Origin of the sequence: Gordonia sp. 852002-50816_SCH5313054-c (assembly GCF_001665925.1) — a bacterium.
Classification (GTDB): Bacteria; Actinomycetota; Actinomycetes; order Mycobacteriales; family Mycobacteriaceae; genus Gordonia; species Gordonia jacobaea.
This window is the reverse complement of the sequence record NZ_LZTE01000034.1, coordinates 498231-523962: the sequence shown is the minus strand read 5'-3', so window position 1 is coordinate 523962 and position 25732 is coordinate 498231. Positions and strand designations below refer to the sequence as shown.

Below are 25732 nucleotides of genomic sequence, written 5' to 3'. Positions count from 1 at the left end.
AAGACATGCGGTGAATTGCGAGCATCGCAGCTCGAACTCTGGTAAGCATAGGCTTACCAACATCGACAGCGCAGCCCCGCCCCCGCTTACCGTTTAGGCTAGGGTAGGCTAACTTTTCATGGTTGGCCGCTGTCGTCGATTGCCCGAGATCGCCGCACTACGCACTCCCGGAGTGGGGCGTTGATGCGCGCCACGTCGGCGCAGCAGGGCTTGTGGTTCGCGCAGCGAGTCGCCCCTAACCCCGATGTGTTCACGATCGGTCAACTCGTCGACTTCGAACCTCGACCCGACGCCAGTCGCCTCTCAGCCGCTGTTCGCCAGACCGTCGCCGAAGCCGACGGTCTGCGATCTGTGTTCTCCGAGCAGGACGGCGACGTGACAGTCGAGCTCGGCGCACCGATCGAGGTGTCCGACCGCGATCTCGGCGCCGATGCCGACGCGATCGATGTGTATGCGCAGGCCGCGGTCCAGATCGCGATAGACCCCGCATCCGGCCCGTGCGCGGTCGTCGAGATCCTCCACGCGGGTGGGCGCACCTCTCTGCTCGTCGTCGCGCACCACATCGTGATCGACGCCTACGGCCTCGGTCTGCTCGTTCGACGCATCGGTCGCCTCTACGCGGATCCGGGTGATACCCGACGCCTCGGGAGCGTCGTCGACCTTCCGCCGGAACCCGATGCCGGTGCGAGCGCAGAATTCTGGAGCCGCGAGCTCGCGGGCGTCACTGGTCCCCTGACCTTGGGCGACACACCTCGTGGCCACCGCATCGCAGCCGCTACGCACACGACTCGTGCCCTGGTCCGCAGCGCAGGCGGGGCCGCGATGTCGCCTGATCGCCTCGTCGCCGCCGTCGCGGCATTCTGTGCACGCGCCACGGGTACCGACGACGTCGTGATCGGGTTCCCGATGATGAACCGATTCGGTTCTCCCACAGCCAATGTCGTGTGCACAACGGTCAACGTCACCCCACTGCGTGTCGCGGTCGCACCCGCAGCGACCGCCGGCGAACTCGCAGCCGACGCCGCAGCAGGCATCCGCCGGATCGCGCCGCATGCGCGTTACCGAGGCGAGGACATAGTCCGCGACGCACGACGCCGCGACGTCGACGGTGTCGTGGGACCGACAGTGAACGTCAAACCGTTCGGCTCAACCGTCACCTTCGATTCCGGGACCGCGGGTTCGGCAGACGCCGACTCAGCCGACTCAATTACCGCAACGGTCCGCTCGCTGCGTCGTGGTCCGGTCGTCGATCTCTCGATCACCGCACTCGACCTCGGCTCGACGGAGTCCGACCGTTCCGACCTCGAGCTCACACTCGACGCCGACGCCGCCATCTACAGCAAGGCCCGCGCCGCCCGAATCGCCGATTCTCTGGCGGCGTTCGTCGGCGAATTCCTGCGCGAGCCAACCCGCCCCGTCGGCGCCATGCGGATCGTCGAGCCCGGCACTGAGGTGCCTGCACCAGACACGCCTGACCGGCACGGCGTCGACGTTCTCCCGTCCGGCACGACAGCACCGATCGACCCGACCCCGCTCGATGCTCGCATCGCGGCCGCTGCGCCCGGTGCGATCGCGGTGCGATACGGCGACGACGCGCTCGGTTTCGGCGAACTCAATCGTCGCGCAGACGAACTCGTGGCACGGCTGGGACCAGTCGCACCCGAGTCGGTCATCGCTGTCGCACTCCCCCGCGGCATCGACCTCATCGTCGCGTTGGTCGCGGTGATGCGTAGTGGCGCAGCCTTTCTCCCGCTCGATCCGGGATTTCCCGCCGACCGCAGAGCTGCCAGCATCGCCGACGCCGCGCCTGTCGCCATCATCGAACCCGCCGTCGTCGAACCCCCCATCACCGAATTCACCGTCGTGGCATCCGGAGACCGCGATGTTCAGATCCGGCGCCTTTCCGATCCGCACGGGCGGCCGGTCAAGACCATGTCGGACGACCCGGTCGGCAACTCCGCCGCCTACCTGATCTACACGTCGGGGTCGACTGGCAAGCCGAAGGGCGTGGTGATCCCGCACCGTGCCCTGCGGAACTTCACCGACCACATGGTCGGCGGACTCGGCCTCGGACCCGGCAGGTCGCTGCTGGCGGTGACGACGATCTCCTTCGACATCGCACTCCTGGAGACACTCGTACCGCTCTCGGCGGGAGCATGTGTGGTCTTGGCCGACAACGACGACATTCACGATCCGGCGCGGCTCGCGGCACTCATCTCCCGACATCGACCGGACATCATCCAGGCCACACCGTCGTTGTGGTCGGCTTTCCTCGGTGCGGGGCACGGACCCGCGCTGGCAGGTGTCGACGTACTGGTCGGCGGCGAGCAGTTGCCGTCCGACGTCGCTCGCGACCTCGTCGCATCCGCTCGGTCGGTGCGCAATATGTACGGACCGACCGAGACGACCATCTGGTCGACGACGGCCGCCCTCGACGACGACGCCGACGTCACCATCGGCACCCCGATCGCGAACACGGGTGTCCGCGTGCTGGATTCGACGCTGCACCCGGTTCCTGCCGGGCGCGTCGGCGAGCTCTATCTCAGCGGAGACGGACTCGCTCGCGGCTACCGCGGCCTGCCCGGCATGACCGCGGCCCGATTCGTCGCCGACCCGTTCACCGACGGCGCGCGCATGTATCGCACCGGAGACCTGGCGCGCATCCGGCCGGATGGCCGACTCGACTGCCTCGGCCGCACCGACCATCAGGTCAAGGTGCGCGGGTTCCGGGTCGAGCTCGGCGACATCGAGGCTGCGCTCACTTCCCTCCCAGCCGTCGCAGGCGCGGTGGTCACCTCCGTCGACGGGCGACTGGTCGGCTACGTCACCACGCACTCGGCCAACGACAACCGCGCCGAGCACAACGCGCTGGCCCACTCGTGGCGGAGCGACATCGCCGACATCCTGCCCGACTACATGGTGCCGTCAGCACTCGTCGTGCTCGACGAGTTTCCCCTCACGCCCAACGGCAAGATCGACCGACGAGCACTGCCCGCCCCCGACTACGCGGCGCAGGCCGCTCGGTCGCGGCCGCCGTCGGGTCCCGTCGAGACCGCGCTCGCCGACGTGTTCGCGGCGGTGCTCAGGCTTCCCGCAGTAGGCGCGGACGACAACTTCTTCACACTCGGGGGCGACAGCATCGTCGCCGTGCGAGTGGTCAGCGCCGCGGCGTCGGCCGGCTGGGACATCACACCGCTGGAGATCTTCGACCATCCCACGGTCGCGGGACTGGCGTCAGTGGCACGCAGCCACGCAACCGCTACGCATGCTGAGAACTCGTACCCGACAGGCCAGCCGCTCTCGACAAGCTCCGCGGCCGCAACCACCGCAGGGGTCGACGACGACGAACTCAACGAACTGATGGAGGGTGACCTGCTGTGAGCGCAGCGCTCGAAGACGTCCTACCCCTCACCGGCCTTCAGGAAGCGATCGTCTACCGATCGACAGCCCCCCGTGGCTCTGCTGAGGTCGACCCGTATCTGATCCTCGCCGACCTTGATCTCACGACGGTCCTCACGCATGAGATCGACGTCGACCGCCTGCGCGAGGCGATCACCACCGTCACCTCTCGACACGCAACACTGCGGACCTCGTACACACGTCGACGGACCGGCGAACCAGTGGCCCGCGTCCACACCACGGTCGAGACACAGCTCCCCGTCGTCGACATCGCCACGCTCGACAACGGACTCGACACCCTGCGCGCGGACGCCCGCACGACCGGCATCGCACTGACTTCGCCTCCGCCGCTGCGCTTTACACTCGTGACCGAGTCCGGCCGCCCTCGCTGGCTGTTCGTCGTCGCACACCATGTTGCTTTGGACGGGTGGTCGCTGCACCTGATGTTCAGCGAGATCGTGCGCGCGTACCGTGGCGACGCGCTCGCACCCATACGGCCGATCAGCGACTACGCACGCTGGATTGCCTCACGGGGCCGCGACGTCGGCCCGTGGGTCGGGGCACTCGCCGATGTCGAGGCGTCGACGCTCATCGACATCGTCGAGCCGACGACGCCCGCCGTGCCACTACGCGCGCACCTCAGCGCCGAGGTATCGGCGGCGCTGCGTGACGTCGCGACGCAGTCCTCGGCGACACTGAATACCGTCATCCAGCTCGCCTGGGCACTCGTGCTCGCCGACCGAAACGACTGCGACGACGTCGTATTGGCGACGGTCGTCTCCGGTAGGGATCCGTCGGTGCCCGGGGTCGACGAGATGATCGGCATGCTCATCAACACGATCCCGGTTCGGGTGCGCATCGATCCATCGGACACCGTCGGCGACACGCTGACACGACTGCAGCGCGAGCAGCTCGCTCTCCTCGGTAGCCACCATGTGCCGCTCGCCGACATCATGTCGGCGGTAGATCTCGGCGGCCCGATCTCGTCTCTCGTCGTGTTCGAGAGCTTCCCTCGGGGAGATGTGCGGCCCCATATCGAGGATGACAACGACTTCACCGCAACGCTTCTCGTCGAAGACGACCCCTCGATCGGGCTGGTGCTCGAACGCCGCGGAGCAGACCCGCACCTACTCGATGAGGTCGTCGCGTGGCTGACCATGCTCGCGCACTCGCGTGAGAAACTCCTGGGTAGCCTCACGGTGACCCCTCCGGCCACGACGCCGCCATCAGGATCGCTCCCGTCAGCATCGCTGCCGTCAGCTTCCCTGCCGTATGTTCCGGTGGCCCAGCAGATCTCGGATACCGCGCAGCGCTGCGCACGACGAACAGCCCTCGTCTCGGATGATCGACGCGTCGGGTACCGCGAGCTGGATGTGCTCGCAGGACGAACCGCTCACGTACTCAGAGAGCGCGGAATCGGACCCGAATCCGTTGTCGCAGTGGCATTGCCGCGTGGCATCGACATGGTGGTCGCAATCCTGGCCGTGGCCCGGCTCGGCGCGGTCGTCGCGCCGATCGACCCGACGTACCCTTCCGGTCGCATCCAATTCATGCTCGACGACGCCGCACCCGCGCTCGTGCTCGACGAGCACACCTTCGCCGAGATCCGCGCCGACGCCGTCGCTTCGCCCGAACTCGCCCCATACACGGCACATCCCGAGTCGGCCGCCTACCTGATCTATACGTCGGGTTCGACCGGAACACCGAAGGGTGTTGTGGGTACCGCTGCGGCGCTGGCGAATCGCATCGCGTGGGCCGCGCAGCGGTGGGACGGATCGGTCGTACTGGCGAAGAGCGCCATCGCGTTCATCGACGGCACCACCGAGATCCTGGGCGCACTCGCGGCGGGTGCCACCGTCGCCATCGCGGACGACGCGTCCGCACGCGACGCGATGGCACTCGCCGAGCTGATCGACCGTCACGCGGTCGACCAGATCACGGCCGTGCCGTCACTGGCGAGGGCAATCGCCGACCTGCTCCCCGACAGCCCACCCTCTGAAAAACCAGCGCAACCCGAGCCGACGCCGTCGATACGCCGCTGGATTGTCTCCGGTGAGCCGCTTCCCGGCAGCACTGCTGCTCAACTCGCCGGCGCCGCAGAAGAAGTGGTGAACTCGTACGGGTCGTCGGAGGTCGCAGGGGACGTCACCACCGCGACGATCCGCATCGCCGCGGTCGGCACGATCACCGTCGGCACGCAGGTTCCGGGCGCTGGTGTCGTCGTGCTCGACCGTCACCTGAACCCGGTGTCGGTCGGCCGTTCCGGCGAGGTCTACGTCACCGGCGTCCAACTGGCGCGGGGCTACCACGGCCACTCCGACTGGACGGCAACGCGATTCGTCGCGAACCCGGCAGGTTCCGGTGACCGGATATATCGCACCGGCGATCGTGGTCTGATCACTGCCGACGGCAGACTGCAGCTCCTCGGTCGAGCCGACTCGCAGGTCAAGATCCGCGGCACCCGCGTCGAACTCGGTGAGGTCGAACAGGCTGTCCTCGCACTCGACGGCGTCGACGACGCCGTGGCGGTAGCCGGTGAGGATCACGACGGACACACACGTCTGGACGTCTACGTTGCCGGAGCTCAGGCACCAGACGCCGTCCCGGCCGAACTCGCCGATACGTTGGCCGCAGCGATGATCCCTGCCACCTGGACCCGACTCGACTCTCTTCCCCGCACACCGGGCGGCAAGACAGACCGTAGAGCCCTTCCCGCGCCGACCTCGCCGCGCGCGGTCTCCCGACGCGAGCCGCGCACCGACATCGAGCGGCTCGTCGTCGACACCGTCGCCGACGTTCTCGGCCTCGACGCCGCGGGCGCGGCACGGCCGAGCGTCGACGACAACTTCTTCGACCTCGGTGGCCACTCCCTCTCGGCGACGCGTGTGCTGACGAGGCTGCGGGTGGCAACCGGACGTGTCGTCGGTGTCGCCGAGGTCTTTGCCCACCCGCAGCTCGTCGACCTCGCGGCGCTGTTCGCGGACGACAGCGATGCTCCTGGAACCACGACTACCGGCGTCACCGACAGCGCGGCAGCGGTGCCTGCGCAACGCCCCGAACGGATTCCGCTGTCGCCCGCACAGCGCAGGCTCGCCTTCCAGAGCGGGATCGGCGATGCCGCGTACACGATTCCGTTCGCCGTTCGGCTCGACGGGCCAGTCGACGCTGCGCGGCTGCAACGCGCACTCGACGGCATCGTCGAACGCCACGAGACGCTCCGCACAAGGATTGTCGACGACGCGCAGGTCATCGACGGGGTCGACAGCGCGAGCGTGCTGATCGACGAACACCACATCGACCCCGCGAACCTCGACGCGACGATCGACTCACTCGTCGGGCGCCCATTCGAGTTGTCAGCGGACCTGCCCCTGCGCGCCGACCTCCTACACACCTCCGAGGCGTCGGCGGTGCTGCTCCTCACGGTGCACCACATCGCCGCGGACGAATGGTCGGCAGCAACGCTTTTCGACGAGCTCGCCGCCGGTTACAACGGCACGCCGGTTGCCGCGCCACAGCTCCAGTACGCCGATCACACGCTTGTCGAGATCGAGCGGCTTGGCACCGTCGACGATTCCCGATCACTGGTACGCCGACAACTCGACTATTGGCGAGACCAACTCGCCGACGCACCAGCCGAACTCGACCTCCCCTACGACCGTGCCCGGCCCACCGAGCCGGATGCCGTTGGTGGCCAGGTCGAGATCGTCGTCGACGCCGACGTTCTCGTCGGGCTCCGCTCTGCCGCACGGGCACTCGATGCGACCGTGTTCATGGCAGCGCACGCCGCTGTGGCGCTCGCGCTCAACGCGTCCGGCGCGGGCAACGACATCGTGGTCGGCACCCCGGTGGCCGGCCGGTCATCGGCATCCGCCGAGTCGCTGATCGGAATGTTCGTCAACACCCTGCCGCTGCGCACCGACCTCTCCGGTGATCCGACGCTCCTCGAGGTGTTGCGCCGCGTCAGGGAGACCGACGTCGCGGCCTTGGCCGCACAGGATGTGCCGTTCGACGAGATCGTCACCGCACTCGCCCCCGAACGAGCACTGAGCCGACATCCGGTGTTCCAGACGATGGTCCAGTACCGCGACCCGATCATCGCCCCCGAATTCACCGGGTTGCGTGCAGAACCCGTCTTCCCACGAGCCCGAACCGCCAAGTTCGACCTGACCTTCGAGTTCGTCGAACTCGCCGACTCCGCCGGCATCCGCTTGCGCGTGGAGTACGCCGTGGCACTCTTCGACGAACCGACCGTCGCTGATCTCGCAGAGCGCGTGAGATCCGTACTGCTTGCGCTCGTCGACGCCCCGACCAGTCACGTCGCGCAGCTGCGCCTCGGCCGGTCCGCCGAGCTTCCCATGCTGCCCGCACCCGACGTCGTTCGTCCTCGGCGATCCCTTGTCGATATCTTCGCCGCCAGCGCACGCACCTTTGCCGACCGTCCCGCCGTGTCCGGCGGCACGCACACGCTCACCTATCGCGAACTCGACGCACTCAGCGCGTCGATCGCTACACGCCTGCGCCGCGACGGCGTGCGACGCGGCCACTCGGTTGCCCTGATCCTGGAACGCTCGACGGACCTCGTCGCCGCGATCATCGCAGTACTGCGCTGCGGCGCCGCCTACGTTCCTATTGATCCCGCGTACCCGAGTGAACGCATCTCGTCGACGCTCGCCGACGCCGCGCCGACGGTGATCGTCGACGCCGACTACCTCCAGCGCGGAGATGACTCCCTCTCGGACACAGCAGCTTTCGATCCCGAACTCACCCCGGCCGACCCTGCCTATGTGATCTTCACGTCCGGGTCGACCGGAAAGCCCAAGGGTGTCACGGTCACGCACGGCAACGTCGTCGCACTGATCGATGCCACGGCCGAACTGTTCGACGTCGACGAGAACGACGTGTGGACGATGTTCCACTCCTACGCATTCGACTTCTCGGTGTGGGAGCTGTGGGGTCCGCTCTCGACCGGAGCGCACCTCGTCGTGCCCGACCACGCCACCACGCGCTCGCCCGCCGACTTCGCCGCCCTCATCGGCGAGCGGGGCGTGACCGTGCTCAGCCAGACGCCGTCGGCCTTCTTCGCCCTCGACGCCGCAGATCTCGCAGACACCGAGCACCAGGAGATCCCCGAGCACCAGGAGACCCCCGAGACAATTGGCTCCGGGTCGGCATTGGATTCACTGCGCTACGTGATCTTCGGTGGGGAGGCGCTCGACCTGCCGCGCCTCCGATCGTTCGGCCGCCGGTATCCGCGGACCACGTTGGTCAACATGTACGGCATCACCGAAATCACCGTCCATGCAACGTATCTGGTGCTCGATCAGCAGACCATCGATACCGCGACGGGCAGCGACGTCGGGGCGTTGCTGCCAGGTTTCACCGGCCATCTGCTCGACGGATATCTGCGCCGGGTACCCGTTGGTGCCGTAGGTGAGCTGTACCTCGCCGGCCCTCAGGTCGCCGCCGGTTACCTGCAGCGCCCGGCGCTGCACGCAACACGTTTCGTCGCCGACCCGTCGGGCACCGGTCAGGTCCTGTATCGCACCGGGGACCTGTTCCGACAGACCCGCCAGGGTGCGCTCATCTATCTCGGGCGCGCGGACACACAGGTCAAGATCCGTGGTTTCCGTATCGAACTCGGGGAAATCCGGGCAGCCCTCGCGGGTCTGCCCGGCGTGCGCGACGCCGCAGTCCTGACCCGGCCAGGACCGAGCGGTGCCGACCGAATCCTGGCCTACGCCGTCGCCGACAACATCGCTTCCGATTCGCTCCACGCCGACTCACTCCACGAGGCACTGCGCAACGCTCTCCCTGAGCACGAGGTCCCGTCGGCCGTGCTGATCGTCGACTCGATCCCGTTGACGGTCAACGGAAAGACCGATGCCGCAGCACTTCCCGAGCCCGAGGTCGGCGTCGCGGAGGGCCGTGCGCCGACGACAGCTATCGAGGCCGCGCTCGCCGACATCTTCGCCGACACTCTCGGACTCGCCGACCCGCCGAGCGTCGACGACGACTTCTTCGCGCTTGGCGGCGACAGCATCGTCTCGACGACCTTGGTCAATCGCGCACGGCGACGTGGCATCCGATTCACGCCGAGGGACGTCTTCACGCACCGCACCGTCGCCGGCCTCGGATCGGTCGCCGAGTGGATCGACGACACGTCGTCTGCCGCTCCGACGAGCACGGACGACCCGGCGGCCACCGCGCCGACGCCCATTCCGCTGCTGCCGATCGTCCATCGACTCCGTGAGATCGGTGGCACGATCGACCGGTTCAACCAGTCGCTCGTCGTCGACACCCCGGCGGAACTCGACGCCGACACGCTTCGCGCAATGTTCCGTGCACTGCTCGATTCCCATGAGGCGCTCCGGAGTTCGTTGCAGATCGTCGCCGGTGTGCTCTGGAACATGCAGAGCGCGCCACCGGGATCGGTCGACGTCGACGACGTCCTGCGAATCGCCACGCTCGACAGATCCGTCTTCGACGACCCAGACGCGCTCGCCGCAGCCGTGTCGGCCGAATCCAGCGCGGCGGCAGGCAGATTGTCGCCCGGCGCAGGACGCATGGTTGCCGCGACCTGGTTGACGGCCGACTCGCCCAGCGATCCGGCCGCGGGACGACTGATACTCGTCATTCACCATCTCGCCGTCGACGGCGTCTCCCGGCGCATCCTACTCGAGGATCTCCGCACCCTCTGGGAGACAGCAGCCACCAGTGTTGTGCTGCAACCGATTCCGACCCCGACACCCCTGCACGCATTCGCCGCCGCCGTGACCGAGCGAGCCGCCGACCCGGCACTGCTCGACGAGGCTGCCCATTGGGCGCAGGTGCTGGCACCGGGCGGCGAACTGGTGCCCGGTCGGCTCGCCACGTCGGGCACCGTCGCCGAGCAGCGACGCCACGTCGTCACGTTGTCTCCGGAAACCTCGGCATCGCTCGTCTCCGATCTACCCACCCGCCGCGGTGTGGGGATCACGTCGCTGCTCCTCGGGGCGTTGCGTGTCGCCGCAACACGAGCTCTCGACACAGGGGACCTCATCGTCGACACCGAACGTCATGGTCGCGATGCACATGAGTTCGGTATCGACGCGGATCTGTCACACACGGTGGGCTGGTTTACGACCGTCGCACCGATCCGGCTATCCGCCACCGGCGACATCGCCGACGCAATCGCCGACGCTGAGACAGCATGGACCGCAATGCCCGCTGCCGGTGCAGGATTCGGCATGCTGCGCTACCTCAACCCGCAGTTGTCGGCCGCACTCGCCACCATGTCGCGACCGTCCGTGCTGCTCAACTACCTCGGCCGCTTCACCGTCGGCGGGGGCTCGCCCTGGCAGCCCTCGGTGGAATCGACGGCACTCGCCGCAGATCCCGACCCGGCCCTAGGTGTCGCCTACCCACTCGAGATCGACATCGTCTGTCGTGACGAGTCGTCGGGTCCCGTTGTCGCCGCGACTTTCAGCTATCTACCCGACCACCTCGACGACGCCGCTGTGCGCGACCTCGCCGCTGCACTGTGCACGGCGCTCGATTCGCTTGCGGCGCCAGCAGAATCCGGAGTCAACCAGTGACCTCGCAGCATGTCAGCCCCCAACATCCGACTTCGCAGCATCCGACTTCGCAGGATCAGACACTGCCCGTCCTCGCCGGTCAGCGTGACATCTATCTGTCGATGCAGGCCTCGGGCGACCCCGCACTGTACGTGACCGGACTCTACGTCGAGGTCGACGCACGAACCGATGTCGAACGTCTCCGGGCGTCTATCCTCGCGGTCCTCGAGAAGGCCGAAGCGATGCGCGCCGTGTTCGTCGAAGAAGGCGGCGACGTACGGCAGCGAGTCCTGCCCATTACCGACTTCGATGTCGACATCCTCGACATGCCTCTCCCCGAAGCGCGCGACTGGATGGCCGCACAACTCGCGCAGCCGATGGACATCACGCACGGCCCACTCACCGAATGCACGATCCTGCGCACCGCCCGAACCGACACCGACTCAGCAACCGACCAGCCCGACCCGACATTGGCGCTTGTGAAGGTTCACCACCTCGTCTGCGACGGCATGGGGCTCGGCTTCTTCACCCAGGCGGTGCAGGAGCATTACGACGTATCCGGCGTTTCTGGGACATCCGAGACTTCTGGCAACGGCACTGCGTCGCGAGCCAGGGATTGGCGGCTGCTCCCGGTGCTCGACGCCGAGCACGACTATCGCGACGGTCCCGACTTCACCGCCGATGCCGACTACTGGTTGGCGCGCATGGGCGACCGGCCGCAGCCGGTGCGACTCCTCGACGACGATGTGGTGCCCGGTCGCGGGATCATCGCGTCACGCTTCGACATTCCCCTCGAGGTTCTCGACCCGTTGCGCGCGTTGGCGCGCGATGCAGGGGTACGACCGACCGTCCTGCTGATCGCCGCGGTGGCGGCGTTTGCCCATGTGCGCACCGGCCGCACCGACCTGGTTCTCGCGCTACCCGTGACCGGGCGCCTTGACCGTAGGGCACGCACAACACCGTCGATGGTGACCAGTGTGCTGCCGCTGCGCGTCGACGCGGACCCGCGCGACAACCTCGCCGACCTCGCCGCCCGCACCGAACGCGCGGTGTTCGCGCTCGTTGCCCACAGTCGTTTTCGCGGTGAGGATCTCGGCCGTGCTCTCGCAGCGCAGGCCAGGGACGCGGGTTCGTCGGCACCATCTGACGGCCCGTACCGCATGTTCGGTCTGGGCGTGAACGTCATGGCGAACACCTCGCGGCAGACGATGGGCGGCCATCCACTCTCGCTGCATGCCCTCGCATCCGGTCCTGTCTCCGATGTCGAGATCCAGATCCAGGTGCGGCGTCGGGACAGGCCCGCCGAAGTCGTCGTTCGCACCGTCGCCGAGGCCGCCGAACAGGCGCATCGTCTCGGCGAGGATTTCGCCGCTTTCCTGCGCGCGCTCGCCACCGCTCCCTCCGAACGCCTACGCGCATTCACTCCCGACGGACAGCTCGACGATGCGCTGCGCTCGGTTCGCACCGAAACGCACGGAGCTGCGGGCGCGGTATCGCTCACACCTTCGTTGGCGCGACTTCGCGAAGGCCGCATCGATCCGGATACATTGCCGCCCCGCATCATTCGTGCCTGGGCGCCCGCAGCAGTGACCGCCGACGCGGTCGGTGACATCGCCTCTGCGCTGGCCGCGGCACATCCCGCGTTGCGCACCACGGTCAGTCGGCCCGCACCGATCCTGTGGACATTGACGACCGCGTCCACGCATGACATCACCTTTCCGGTCTCGATCACCGACGTCGAGCCGACCGGAGCACCCGCGCACGGGTTGACCTTTGTGCCCGCGACCGGTGAGGTCATCGGCGCGTTCGACGCCGCGCTTGTCGATCCGACGTCCGCGGAGATCCTCCGCACCGACCTGCAGACCGCGCTCGACGACGCCGCCGCGGGTAGGCACATCGAGGTCGATGCACCTGACGCCGAACTCAGCACCCTGGCAACGGGATTGGCAGGACGAGCCGCCGATGTCAGCGCGTTGGCGCACTATCTGGAAACCCTCGCGCCGGGAGCGTCGCTACCGCGCATCGACGGCACGTCCGGCCCATCTGTGGCCGACCACTCGACACACAGCTCTCGCGTCGACGTGGACGACCCGAACGTCGAACATCCCACCCAGCACGCTCTCGTTGCGGCACTGGCAGGTGCGATCGCAGACGTCTTCGGCACCGATGCGCCGCGGGAACTCCTGATCGACCTCGCCGTTGACCTGCGACCCGTCGGCACTCGCACGGTCGGCCCGTTGCAGGCACTCGAGCCGGTACGCATCGACCTGGCGAATCCCTCGCTACCCTCCGGCCCGAACCCGACTCTCGGCAACGGACCGGGTCTCGATGTGCTGCGCTATCTCTCGCCGCAGGTCGGCGCGGCGTTGGCCGGCGCCACTGCTGCGGGGCAGATCGTCGAACCCGACGTGCTCGTCGGCGACCACGGACTGCCGACCGCACACCCCGTCTCGATCAGGCTGTTGCGCAACGACTCTCCCGATCACGCAGGCTGGTCGGTCATCGTCGACGTCGATTCGGAAGTCATCCCACACGCCGACACCCTGGCTCAGGCGATCACCGACCGGGTGATCGCAGACGCCGATCGACGTCTGGTGGCACTCGACGAAGCGACCGTCGAGCGACTCACTCGCGAACACGGAACCATCGACGACATCTGGCCGCTGACACCGCTGCAGGAGGGATTGTTCTTCCAGTCGCAGATCGACGCATCCGACGACATCTACACCGCGCAGTTCTGGCTCGACCTCGGCCACCGAATCGACGTGGGGGCGCTGCGGCGCGCCGCACGCGCGCTGCTCGACGAGAATCCCGAGTTGCGGGCGGCATTCGTCGAGGTCGACGGCTCCCCTGTGCAGATCATCCGCAGCGCGGTCGATCCCGTCATCGCGGAGGTCGACCTCACGGAGGTGTCGCCCGACGTCGTCGACTTCGAGCTCGACGCGGTCCTCGACGCCGACCGCGGCCGCGAGATCCCGATCGGCACCGCACCCCTCTGGCGGATCACGCTGATTCACCTGCCCGGCGAGCACGACCGCATCGTCGTCAACCGTCGATTCCTCCTGTGGGACGGCTGGTCTGGCGGACTCGTGGTGTCGCGGCTACTCGCCCACCTCGAAGGCGCACAGGCGACGACACCGGAAGCGTCACTGCGCGACTACCTCGCCTGGATCGCTGACACGTCCGACGCCGACGCACTCGAGGCATGGCACGCACATCTCGACGGCTACACCGAGCCTGCGCTCGTCGCGCCGCGGGCGGTGGGGTCCACTCCTCGTGCGCCGCGTCGGATCGAGGTCGACCTCGGTGTCGCCGCGTCGGAGTCACTCCGCGCTGACGCGAGATCTGCGGGCGTCACACTCAACACCGTCATCTCGGGAGCTTTGACCCTCACGTTGTCGCGCGTCCTCGGAGTCACCGACGTCGCGTTCGGTTCCACCGTCGCCGGCCGTCCGACAGAGGTTGCCGGCCTCGACACCGTGATCGGGCTGTTCCTCAACACCGTCCCCGTGCGAACGGTGCTGCATCCGCAGGAGTCGGTGCGAGACTTCCTGCGCCGCAGTCAGGATGCCCGCGTGGAGCTGATGGCCTACGACCACATCGGATTGGCCCGGCTACAGCAGGAGACCGAGCATCCGGTGTTGTTCGACGTCCTCTACGTCCTGCAGAACTTCCGGACCGAAGAAGAGGAGCGCGAGCAGTCGGCGCTGCACGACGTCATCGGCGAGGGCAGTCTGGACCACACCCACTACCCGTTGGCACTCGTGGTGACACCTGGCGCGTCGATTCGCTTCCGACTCGAGTATCGCGACGACCTGATCGACCATCGCTACGCCGACGGATTCGTGACACGATTCCGCCACGCACTGGAGTTGATCGGTCGCGACCTCGACACCACGGTTGCCTCCCTCGATCTCTCGCTCGAGTCAGACGTTGCGCTCGTCGGCCCACTCCATCGGCTCCCCGACACCACGGTGTCGGGGTTGCTCGCCGAGCGCGCCGCAACGATCCCCGACGCCGACGCACTCATCTACGGCGATTCACGTCTCACCTACGCCCAGCTCGACGGCGAGGTCGACCGTGTTGCGCATGTGCTCGCAGACCACGGTGTCGGAGCGGAAACAGTTGTCGCACTGGCGATCCCCCGTTCCATTGAGACCGTCGTCGCACTGTTCGCGATCCTGCGGGCAGGCGGAGCGTATCTGCCCCTCGAACTCGATCACCCCGACGGCAGACTCCACGGCATCATCGACGACGCAGCGCCGCTGCTGATCCTGACCCACAGCTCGGTGGCGCACCGATTCGACACGGTAGGCCTGCCGACACTTGCAGTCGACGACCTGCCCGAGCCCACATCACCGGCGTGGGCGGCTCCCCACGTCGACCCGGATCAACCGGCGTACGTGATCTACACGTCGGGTTCGACGGGCAAACCCAAGGGTGTCATCACGCCCTACCGCGGCCTGACGAACATGCAGCTCAACCACCGCGAGAAGGTCTTCGAACCCGCGATCGCGCTCGCTCGTGAGGCCGGTGTCAGCGGGAGACTCCGCATTGCGCACACGGTCTCGTTCGCGTTCGACATGTCCTGGGAAGAGCTGCTGTGGCTCGTCGAGGGCCACGAGGTCCACGTCGCAGACGAGCAACTCCGTGCCGATTCGACGGCGCTCGTCGCCTACTGCGCGACCCACCGCATCGACGTCATCAACGTGACGCCCACGTACGCCGCGCAGTTGTTCGCCGACGGCCTCCTCGCAGGCGACCACGTGCCCGCGCTCGTCCTGCTCGGTGGTGAGGCAGTCTCCGAACCGGTGTGGACCGCGCTTCGTCAACACCCGCACACCCTCGGCTACAACCTCTACGGCCCGACCGAGTACACGATCAACACCCTCGGAGTCGGCACCGACGAAACACCGACGTCGTCGGTCGGTACCCCGATCTGGAACACCACCGCACACCTGCTCGACCCGTGGCTGCGACCGGTGCCCGCGGGGGTGCCGGGCGAGTTGTACATCAGCGGCGCAGGTCTCGCGCGCGGATATCTCGGACGGCCCGATCTGACCGCAGAGCGGTTCGTCGCGGACCCGTTCTCCGACGGAGGCCGCCTGTACCGCACCGGCGACGCGATGAAGATCCGTCCCGACGGCAATCTCGACTTCCTCGGACGCACAGACGATCAGGTCAAGGTCCGCGGCTATCGGGTCGAACTCGCCGAGATCGACGCCGCGGTGACCGCGCTGCCGCAGATCGCGTCGTCGGCAGTCGTGGCGACCGCCGATCCGGCGACACCCGACGTCAAACGTCTTGTGGCATACGTGATTCCCGCCGACGCAGACGCGGAACTCGACTATGCGCACTTGCGACGCGAGTTGAGCGCGAAGCTCCCCGACTACATGGTCCCGACCCTGTTCGCCACGGTCACCGAGTTCCCGATGACCGTCAACGGCAAGCTCGACGTGAAGGCGCTGCCCGCCCCCGAGGTCGGTGGAACACGACGCGCACCCCGCACCGAGCTCGAACGGCGGCTGTGCGAGGTCTTCGCCGAGGTCCTCGGACTCCCGGACACCGATGAGGGATGTGCCGTCGGAATCGACGACGACTTCTTCGCACTGGGCGGTCACTCCATGGCCGCGATGCGACTCGTCTCCACGCTGCGCGCCGAACTCGGCGCCGAACTGGCGATCCGCGACCTCTTCGAGGCCAGAACTCCCGCCGACATCGCGCTGCGCACCGAACTGACCGGATCGACCACCGACATCACGACCGGTGTTCGGCCGGACCGTATCCCGCTCTCGCCCGCACAGGAACGACTCTGGGTGCTCTACGAGATGGATCCCGACGACATCTCGTATCACTACGGTCACGTCGTGCGCGTGCACGAATCCATCGACGCCGACGCACTGTCGGCCGCGATGAGAGATGTACTCGCACGCCACGAGAGCCTGCGCACCGTCTTCGAGACCACGGCGGACGGCGAGGTGTACCAACGTGTTCTCGACTCCGCAGAGATCCCCGAGGTGGTCGAGGTGCGCACCGCCGGTGCCGAGGTCACAGAGGTGACACGTGAGTTCCTCACGCGCACTTTCGATCTGCGTTCGGCGCCACCGATCAGGGTGCAGGTGGCGCATGTCGCTGCACCCGACGAGTCGACCGTTGCCGTCCTGACCATCGCGATACACCACATCGCCACCGACGAATGGTCGGACCGACCGCTGCTCACCGATCTCACCGCTGCCTACGCCGCGCGAGCCGCAGGTGCAGTACCGGAGTTCTCGACGCTGCCCGTCCAGTACGCCGATTATGCACTGTGGCAACGTGATCGGATCAGCGAGCGCGGTCAGAAGCAGCTCGACTTCTGGACCGACACACTCGCCGACCTCCCCGAGGAGCTCGCACTTCCCCGCGACCGTCCACGGCGTCCCGGTGCGCCGGGGCCCGCGGCAACGGAGTCGACCGTCGTCGACGCCGACACCCGTGCGACTCTCGCGCGTATCGCCGCCGATCACGGAGCCAGCATGTTCATGGTCGCCCAGGCGGCCGTGGCCACACTGCTGTACCGAGTAGGTGCCGGAGCCGACATCCCGCTCGGATCGCCGGTCTCGGGCCGTAACGATCCCGCGCTCGACGACCTCGTCGGATTCTTCGTCGACACCCAGGTATTGCGCACCGACGTCGGCGGCCACCCGCGTTTCGACGAACTCATCGACCGTGTCCGCGCAGTTGATCTCGCTGCATTCGACAACCAGGACATCCCCTTCCAACAGATCGTCGAACACCTTGCACCGCAGCGTGTTCCCGGACGCAACCCGTTGTTCTGTGTCAGCGTCGGATACCTGCCATTCGGTGCGATGCCCGACCGCTTCCTCGGTGTCCCGGCGACGTTCGAGCACCTGACGTCCGTATCGGCCAAGTTCGATCTCGCCTTCACCGTCGTCGACAACACCGAGACGGGTGAACTGACGCTCGCCCTCGAGTACGCGACGACGATGTTCGACGCCGCAACCGCTCAGGACCTGCTCGCACGCCTTGCCCGCATCCTGCGCGTCGTCAGTGCGACGCCCGAGGTCGTCGTCGATCAGATCGAGCTTCTCGGTCCCGACGACGAGGCATCCATCCGCGACGCCGAGTGCGGCGCGCAGGCGCTCGCCGATCACGCCGACACGGTGACAGATCTCATCGACGACGCCACCCGCGGGCATTCGTCGCGAATAGCGTTGTCCGACACCGATGGCGGATCGGTCGACTACGCGCAGCTGGCAAGAGCGACCGAACGACTGGCTGGCCGACTCATCGACCTCGGCGTGCGACCCGGCGACGTGGTTGCCGTCCTCGTCCCCCGGAGCATGGCGCAACTGGCCGCCCTACAGGCCGTGCTGCGCGCGGGTGCGGCCTACCTGCCGATCGACACCGACACACCGACCGACCGTGTCACGACGATCCTCGACGACGCGCGGCCCGCCGCCGTCATCGTCGGAACCGACAGCTCGGCACCGATCGGCAACAGTGCGCAAATCAACCACAGTGCACCGACGATCAGCGTCGACGACGGTCTCTTCGACGAGGCCCCTGCGGACTCGGCGACGTCGCCTACGAACGCTGCGCTGCCTCACGTACGCGCCGACGACGGCGCATATGTGATCTACACGTCGGGTTCGACGGGCAGGCCGAAGGGCGTGGTGGTCACCCATCGCAGCGTGGTGAACGTGCTGCGGTGGCGCGCGCAGACCATGCCGGGTGGCGGTATCGTACCCGCCGACACCGTTCTCGCCAAGACGCCGGTGGGTTTCGACGGTGCCGTGTGGGAGTTGTTGCTGCCGTTCACCGTCGGTGCGCGTGTTCTCGTCGCAGAACCGGGCGCACAGCGCGACCCCCGCCGACTCGCCGACCTCATCGGCGCCTATGGCGTGACGACGACGGTCTTCGTGCCGTCGCTGCTCGAGCTGTTCGTCCCCCACCTTCCTGGCCTCGACTCACTGCGTCACATGATCGTCGGCGGCGAGGCGTTACGCACCGAGCTCGTCGACGACGTACTCGCCGCGGCCCCGTCGCTGGCAGTGATCAATGCCTACGGTCCCACCGAGACCACGGTCGTCGTCACCGATCACACGGCAGTTCCACACGCGTCCACCCGTACGGCACCCATCGGACGTCCGATCGCCGGTACCGATCTCCTCGTCCTCGACACGTCGTTGCGGCGTGTACCCGACGGCGCGGTAGGCGAACTGTACGTGCGCGGAACACCGCTCGCCCGTGGGTATCTCGGGCGCCCAGCTCGCACCGCGGGCTCCTTCGTCGCCGATCCGACCGGCGACCAGCCGGGCGCGCGGGTGTATCGGACGGGCGATCTGGTCCGACGTCGAGCAGGCGTCCTCGAGTACCTCGGCCGTATCGACAGCCAGGTGAAGGTGCGCGGAAACCGCGTCGAGCTCGGCGAGATCGAGGCGGCACTGCGTTCGCTTCCGGAGGTCGCCGACGCCGCGGTCGCCGTCGACTCGGATCGGGTCGTCGGCTGGATCGTCGCCGCAAGCGATTCGGAAGACGCCGGCTCGCAGGACGAGTCGTCCGTCGTCGAGTCCGTGACACGTCAACTCTCGACGTTGCTGCCGGACTACATGATTCCGTCACCGCTGGTCGTGCTCGATGCGTTTCCGCTGAATCAGACCGGCAAGCTCGACCGCCGTGCGTTGCCGACGCCGACCGTCGACGGTTCGCAGGGCACCAGCCCGCGGACGTCGCTGGAATCCGACCTCGCCGAGATCTTCTCGGCGGTGCTCGGGACCGACGTCGCCGATATCCACGCGAGCTTCTTCACCCTCGGCGGCCACTCGCTCGCCGCCATCAAGTTGGTCAACCTGATTCGCGGTTCACTCGGGTACGACGTCGGGGTCCGGACAGTGTTCGACGAGCCGAGCATCGCTCAACTAGCCGAGTGGCTCGTCGCCAACGGGGATGCCACGACGACGGAATCGCATTCGGACACAACGAGTTTGCGTCGTCGCGCGGACGCCGAACCGGTGCTCTCCTTCGGTCAGGCCCAGATGCTCACGCTCGCGGGAGTGTCGGGACCCACCAGCACCTACAACGTGCCGCTGCTCTGGCGTCCGGACGGCCCCCAGGGGACGACACCCATCGACCCGGAAGTGTTGCGCGCAGCAGTCCGCGACGTCGTCGACCGCCACGAGATACTCCGAACGCGGTACCCGGACGATCGCCCCGATGTCGTCGTCGCGCCACAGATTCCGGTCCGCGTGGTCTCCGACATCGCTGAGCTGCACGCGGATGCGGCACACGCCTTCGACCTTGCCGCCGAGATACCGATTCGGGTGGCGACAACATCCGAGTTCGCGGTGGTCACGATCCATCACATCGCCACCGACGAGTGGTCGGCAGCGCCGCTGCGTGCCGACCTCGACACGGCGTATCGTGCACGCGCACAACAGATTGCACCCGAGTGGGACGATCTCGCACTGCAGTACTCCGACTTCGCCGCATGGCAGCGGGATCTGCTTGCCGACGACCGCGGTCGACGCGAGCTGGACTTCTGGCGCCGCATTCTCGACGGTTCGCCGGAGGAGCTGTCACTTCCCTACGACCGGGCCCGACCTCCGCGACCGTCAGGTCGTGGCGACGGAGTCCTCGTCGGCGTTCGCCCCGAGACGGTCGTGGCACTCAAGGAGCTTGCCGCATCGACGGGAACGTCGATGTTCATGGTGTTCCAGGCGGCCGTGGCCGTTCTGCTGTCACGACTGGGTGCAGGCACCGACATCCCGCTCGGTTCGCCGGTCACCGTGCGCGACGACGCACGGCTCGACCAACTGGTCGGCTTTTTCCTGAACACCCTCGTGCTGCGCACCGATGTGTCGGGTGACCCGACAGTGGCCGAGCTACTCGCCAGGGTCCGCGCGGCCGACCTGTCGGCGTTCGAGAACAAGGACGTCCCGTTCGAGCAGGTCGTCGAAGCGGTGGCGCAGTCACGCTCGTCGGCGCTCAACCCGCTGTTCCAGACGATGGTGGTCTACGTCGACGGGCGACTCCCCGAGTCACCAACCGACGGAAACACGGGAACCGACGGGGGTGAAGGCATCGCGCCGCCGCTGCCGACGACGGCCAAGTTCGATCTGTCGTTCGACTTCACCGAGGACGCCACCGGCGTGACGCCGCGGGTGGGCGGAGTGATCGAGTACAGCACCGATCTGTTCGATCGGGCGACGGTCGAATCGATGGCCCAACGGCTCGTCATGATCCTGGACTTCATGGCGGCACAACGGGATCGGCCGCTACGCGAGCTCGACATCCGAATCCCGACAGAACTGCGCGACCTGCATCGTCCGCCCGCTCCTGCGACGACCTTCCCTGAGTTGTTCGACGCCGCGGTGGCCCGAGATCGATCTGCGCCTGCGCTCCGAGGGCACGACGGTACTCGCACGTTCGGCGAGCTCGACCTGCGCGTGAAGACAATCGCGGCCAGGCTCGTGGCCGAGGGCATCGGTCCCGAGGACGTCGTGGTCGTGTCGCTGCCCCGTGGTGTGGTCGCGCTCGAAGCGATCTTCGGCGTACTCGTCGCGGGTGCCGCCTACCTCCCCATCGAGCCGGGCACACCACCCGAGCGGGTTGCCGCGATGACCCGCGTCGCAGCGCCGCGACGCGTGATCGACACCCTCGACGACCCGATTCTCGCTCCAACACAAGCCGATTCGGCGCCTGCGCTGAGGCGGACAGTGCCGGTGCTGCCCGATCACCCCGCCTACGTCATCTTCACCTCCGGGTCCACGGGCACACCCAAGGGTGTCGTGGTGCCTCATCGCGGTCTTGCGAACCTCTTCGCGAGTCATCGGCGCATGCTCCATGAGCCCGCACGTCGCCGTGCCGGGCGTGATCGACTGCGCGTGGGCCACGCGTGGTCACTGGCCTTCGACGCCTCGTGGCAACCACAGCTGTGGCTGCTCGACGGCCACGAGGTGAGCATCGTCGACGCCGATACCCAGCACGACGCGCAGGCGCTCGCCGCGCAGTTACGTGCTGAAAGCTGGGATTTCCTCGAGCTGACGCCGTCACACCTGCGCCAACTCGACGGTGCCGAAGAATCCCTGTGCGCCATCGGTTTCGGTGGCGAAGCGGTTCCCGACGCCCAGTGGCAGCGCTATCGCGAACTGACCGGAACCGACGCCTACAACCTGTACGGACCCACCGAGGCGACGGTCGACGCTCTCGTCGCGCGAGCGGCCGACGCCGAGCATCCGGTTGTCGGCCGACCCGTCGACGGTGCGCGCGCCTACGTCCTCGACCCGGCACTCATGCCGGTCCCCGACGGCGTCGACGGTGAGTTGTACCTCGCCGGAGCGGGATTGGCGCGCGGCTACCTCGGTCGCGGCGACCTCACCGCCGAACGATTTGTCGCCGACCCGTTCGCGGCAGACGGGTCGCGGATGTATCGCACGGGCGACACGGTTCGTTGGACGCGAGACGGCCAGCTCGACTTCCGCGGCCGTGCCGACGACCAGGTGAAGATCCGCGGCTTCCGCGTCGAGCTCGGTGACGTCGAGTCGGCGCTGACGTCGGTACCGGGAGTGACGACGGCGCTCGTCGTCGCGCGTGTCGGCAGGCTCGTCGGCTATGTCGTGGCCGATCGGTCCCCAGAAGAGAACTGGGCAGGCGAGAAGCAGGCTCCGGTGGAGCCCGCCACCCTGCGTGCTGCCGTGCGCGCGATGCTGCCCGACTACATGGTGCCCGCGACCGTCGTCGTGCTCGACGCGCTGCCCACCCTGCCGAACGGCAAGATCGATCGCCGCGCACTACCGGAACCGACCTTCGACCACACTGTGCGTCCGCCGGAGACGGACGTGCAGCGCCGAGTGTGTGATGCCGTGGCCGACGTGCTGGAATTGCCGGCCGACCAGGTGGGACTCGACGACGACTTCGCAGAGCTCGGTGGCGACAGCATCGTGGCGATGCAGCTCGTCGCCCGGTTGCGCGCCGAGGGCTTCACACTCAGTCCGCGTGACGTGATGGTCAACCGCACCATCGTCGGACTCGCAGACACACTCGAACGTGCCGGGGCCACAACGGAACTCCCCCGGGTGGCCGCGGGCGTCGTGCCTGCCACCCCGATCGTCGGCTGGCTCGACGAACTCACGAGCGGCAACCCCGAGCACATCGGTGGCTTCCACCAATCAGCGCTGCTCACGGTTCCCGCGAGTCTCGACGTCGACGCGCTCACAGAGGCGCTCAGCATTCTCGTGTCGCGCCACCACATGCTGCGTGCACGACTCGTCGCCACCACGTCGCCGTGGCACTTCGAGATCCCCGAGATCGGCGAGCACACAACCGAATCCGGCGCCGTGCCCGAGGTGCTCGTCGTCGACGGCAGTGAGGGAGATCTGATCGAGCTCGCACGCACTGTGCGCGCTCGCCTGGATCCCGTGGCAGGACGCATGGTCGCGGCCGCGTGGAGCGATCGGGGCGATGAACCGGGCCGCCTGCTGGTGGCCATCCATCACCTCGTCGTCGACGGTGTGTCGTGGCGCGTGCTCGTCCCGGAACTGATTGCCGCGTACACGCAGCTGACCGCAGGCGTTGCACCGGAGGACATCTCGCTCGCGCAGGTATCGACCGACTTCGGTGCGTGGGCGCGCGAGTTGGCGGAGTTGGACCGCAGTGGTGAGACAGACCTCTGGCGTCAGATCGCCGCCGATGTCGATCCGCTGGCCGTCTTCTCGCGTGCCCTCGATCCCGCTCGTGATCGCCAGGGCACCGTGCTCCGACATCGCGTCGATGTCGATACCGATGTCGCGCGGGAGATCCTGGGTCCGGTCGGCGCGCGGCTGGGTGTCGGCGTCGACGAGGTGCTGTTGGGCGCGTTCGGTGCGGCGATCGGCACCCCGACGCTCGTCGACTCCGAGGGGCACGGCCGCGTCGAACATCTCGTTCCGGGCGCCGATCTCACCGGCACCGTCGGGTGGTTCACGGCCGTCCATCCGATCCGGGTCGGCGGTACCGACGACGCCGCAACGCAGGCGAGAGATCTCGCGCTGCAATGGGCGACGATCCCGGACGGTGGCGTCGGGTACGGGCTGCTGCGGTACGGTTCCGCGAGCGGCGACGAAAGCAGCGGCCGGGAGGTCATCGACCTACCCAGCGCGGCCATCGAGTTCAATTACGTTGGTCGGTACCGTGATTTCGCGTTCGACGGGTGGTCGATGGCGCCCGAGTCGGTCGACATCGGACCCGACGACGAGATGCCCGCCGGTTACGGACTCATCGTCGACGTCGCGACGGTCGACGGTCCTGACGGGCCGCGACTGTCGGCAACATGGAACTACCAGCCCGGAATGATCGACGCACATGCCATTGCGCGTCTGGCAGAACGATGGCTGGCTGCCCTCACTGAACTGGCGAACGTGCATACCGGCGAGACGGAAGGTGGTCGATGAGCGGCAAGGTACGTGGGGTCCTGATCGATATCAGTCCCCTGCGCGAGAGCGCGGCCTTCCGCCGCATCTTCTGCGCCCGACTCATCTCGATCATCGGCATCGGGCTCCTCATGGTGTCGGTGCCGATCCAGATGTACGACCTCACCGGATCGTCGGCGCAGGTCGGCGCGGCGACTGCCGTCACGGGCGTCACGACGTTCGTCGGCATGCTGGTTGGCGGTGTTCTCGCCGACCGGTTCGATCGCAAGAAGCTCATTCTTCTCGGACGCACGGGCGCGGCACTGAGCTTCGCAGGCCTCGCGCTGAACGCTTTCGGTGTATTCGGCACGACGTCGGTGGTGGCTCTGTACGTTCTTGCGGGCGTCGACGGGCTGATCGGCTCGCTCTCGACGTCGGCGTTGATGGCGGCGGTGCCGACGCTGATCCCGCGAGACAAGCTCGTGGCCGTCGGCGCACTCAGTTCGCTGACCGTGCGGGTGGGAACCGCGATCTCGCCTGCCATCGCGGGCCTGATCATCGCGGCTGCCGGCGTCGAGTGGGCCTACACCATCGCAGCGATCCTGGCGACCCTGACGGTGCTGATCCTGCTGGGTCTCCCATCGATGCCTCCCACTGCGGCAACCCTCGGCGCAGAGTCGGAGTCGTCGTCCGGAGAAGCTCAGGTCAACGCCGCGGACGCGGCACACAGCGACTCGCCGCAATCACTCATCGAGTTCCTCACCTCGCAACGAGTCGTGCTCGGCGTGATGATCGTCGGTGTTCTGGCGATGCTGGGCGCGGGACTCGTGGCACTCCTTCCCGCGCTCGTGGCGGAGCGGTTCGGCGGCGACGCCAGAGCAACCGGCCTGCTGTACGCGGCCGTCGCCTGTGGCGCGATGCTCGGCGCACTCACCAGTGGATGGTTGGCAGGGGTACGGCGTCCGGGCGTCGTGTTGCTCGGCGCACTCGCGGGCGCAGCGCTCGTCCAGGTGCTCTTCGGGTTCGCACCGGTCGCATGGCTCGCGATCGTCCTGCTGTGCATCGTCGGATATCTCGAGGCGACGCAGGAAGTGCTCCGGTACTCCCTCATCCAGCACCACACCCCCGGGCCGCTGCTCGGACGGGTGAACGGCATCTGGATGGCCCAGGAGGTCGGCGGCGTGACGATCGGTGCGCTCGTCGCAGGCGTCTTCGGCACGATCTGGACCGCATCGGACGCCATCGTCTACTACGGACTCGCACTGCTCGTCCTCTCGATCATCGCGGCCTTCGCGCTCCGAGCGGTCGTCGCAGTACGTAACGACCGCCCGGTGGAGAGCACGCTGTCCTGAGCGGTCTGAGAGGCCTGAGCGGTCAGAAGGGTCGGAAGGG

4 protein-coding genes are annotated in these 25732 nt (G+C 67.5%); all 4 read left to right on the top strand.

The features are described from left to right. The first annotated feature begins 183 nt into the window (after positions 1 to 183). From A5788_RS08380 to entS, 4 genes are read left to right on the top strand one after another with little or no spacing between them, the layout of a single operon-like run. On the top strand, positions 184 to 3381 hold the full coding sequence (locus A5788_RS08380; RefSeq protein WP_064870474.1) for a non-ribosomal peptide synthetase: 3198 nt from the start codon (positions 184 to 186) through the stop codon (positions 3379 to 3381). Next, a complete protein-coding gene (locus A5788_RS08375; RefSeq protein ID WP_064870475.1) occupies positions 3378 to 10973 on the top strand; it encodes a non-ribosomal peptide synthetase in 7596 nt (2531 codons plus the stop codon). Before A5788_RS08380 ends, A5788_RS08375 begins: the two co-directional genes overlap by 4 nt. Further along, complete coding sequence (locus tag A5788_RS08370; protein WP_064907290.1) at positions 10970 to 24382, top strand: non-ribosomal peptide synthetase; 13413 nt, start codon at positions 10970 to 10972, stop codon at positions 24380 to 24382. Before A5788_RS08375 ends, A5788_RS08370 begins: the two co-directional genes overlap by 4 nt. Further along, on the top strand, positions 24379 to 25692 hold the full coding sequence (entS, locus tag A5788_RS08365; protein ID WP_064870752.1) for an enterobactin transporter EntS: 1314 nt from the start codon (positions 24379 to 24381) through the stop codon (positions 25690 to 25692). The genes A5788_RS08370 and entS overlap by 4 nt, the downstream gene beginning before the upstream one ends. Positions 25693 to 25732: the final 40 nt, after the last annotated feature.

Bases quoted from the DNA above. Each gene is read 5' to 3' on its own strand.
- entS (WP_064870752.1), top strand. From the start codon at position 24,379: ATGAGCGGCAAGGTACGTGGGGTCCTGATCGATATCAGTCCCCTGCGC.
- A5788_RS08380 (WP_064870474.1), top strand. From the start codon at position 184: ATGCGCGCCACGTCGGCGCAGCAGGGCTTGTGGTTCGCGCAGCGAGTC.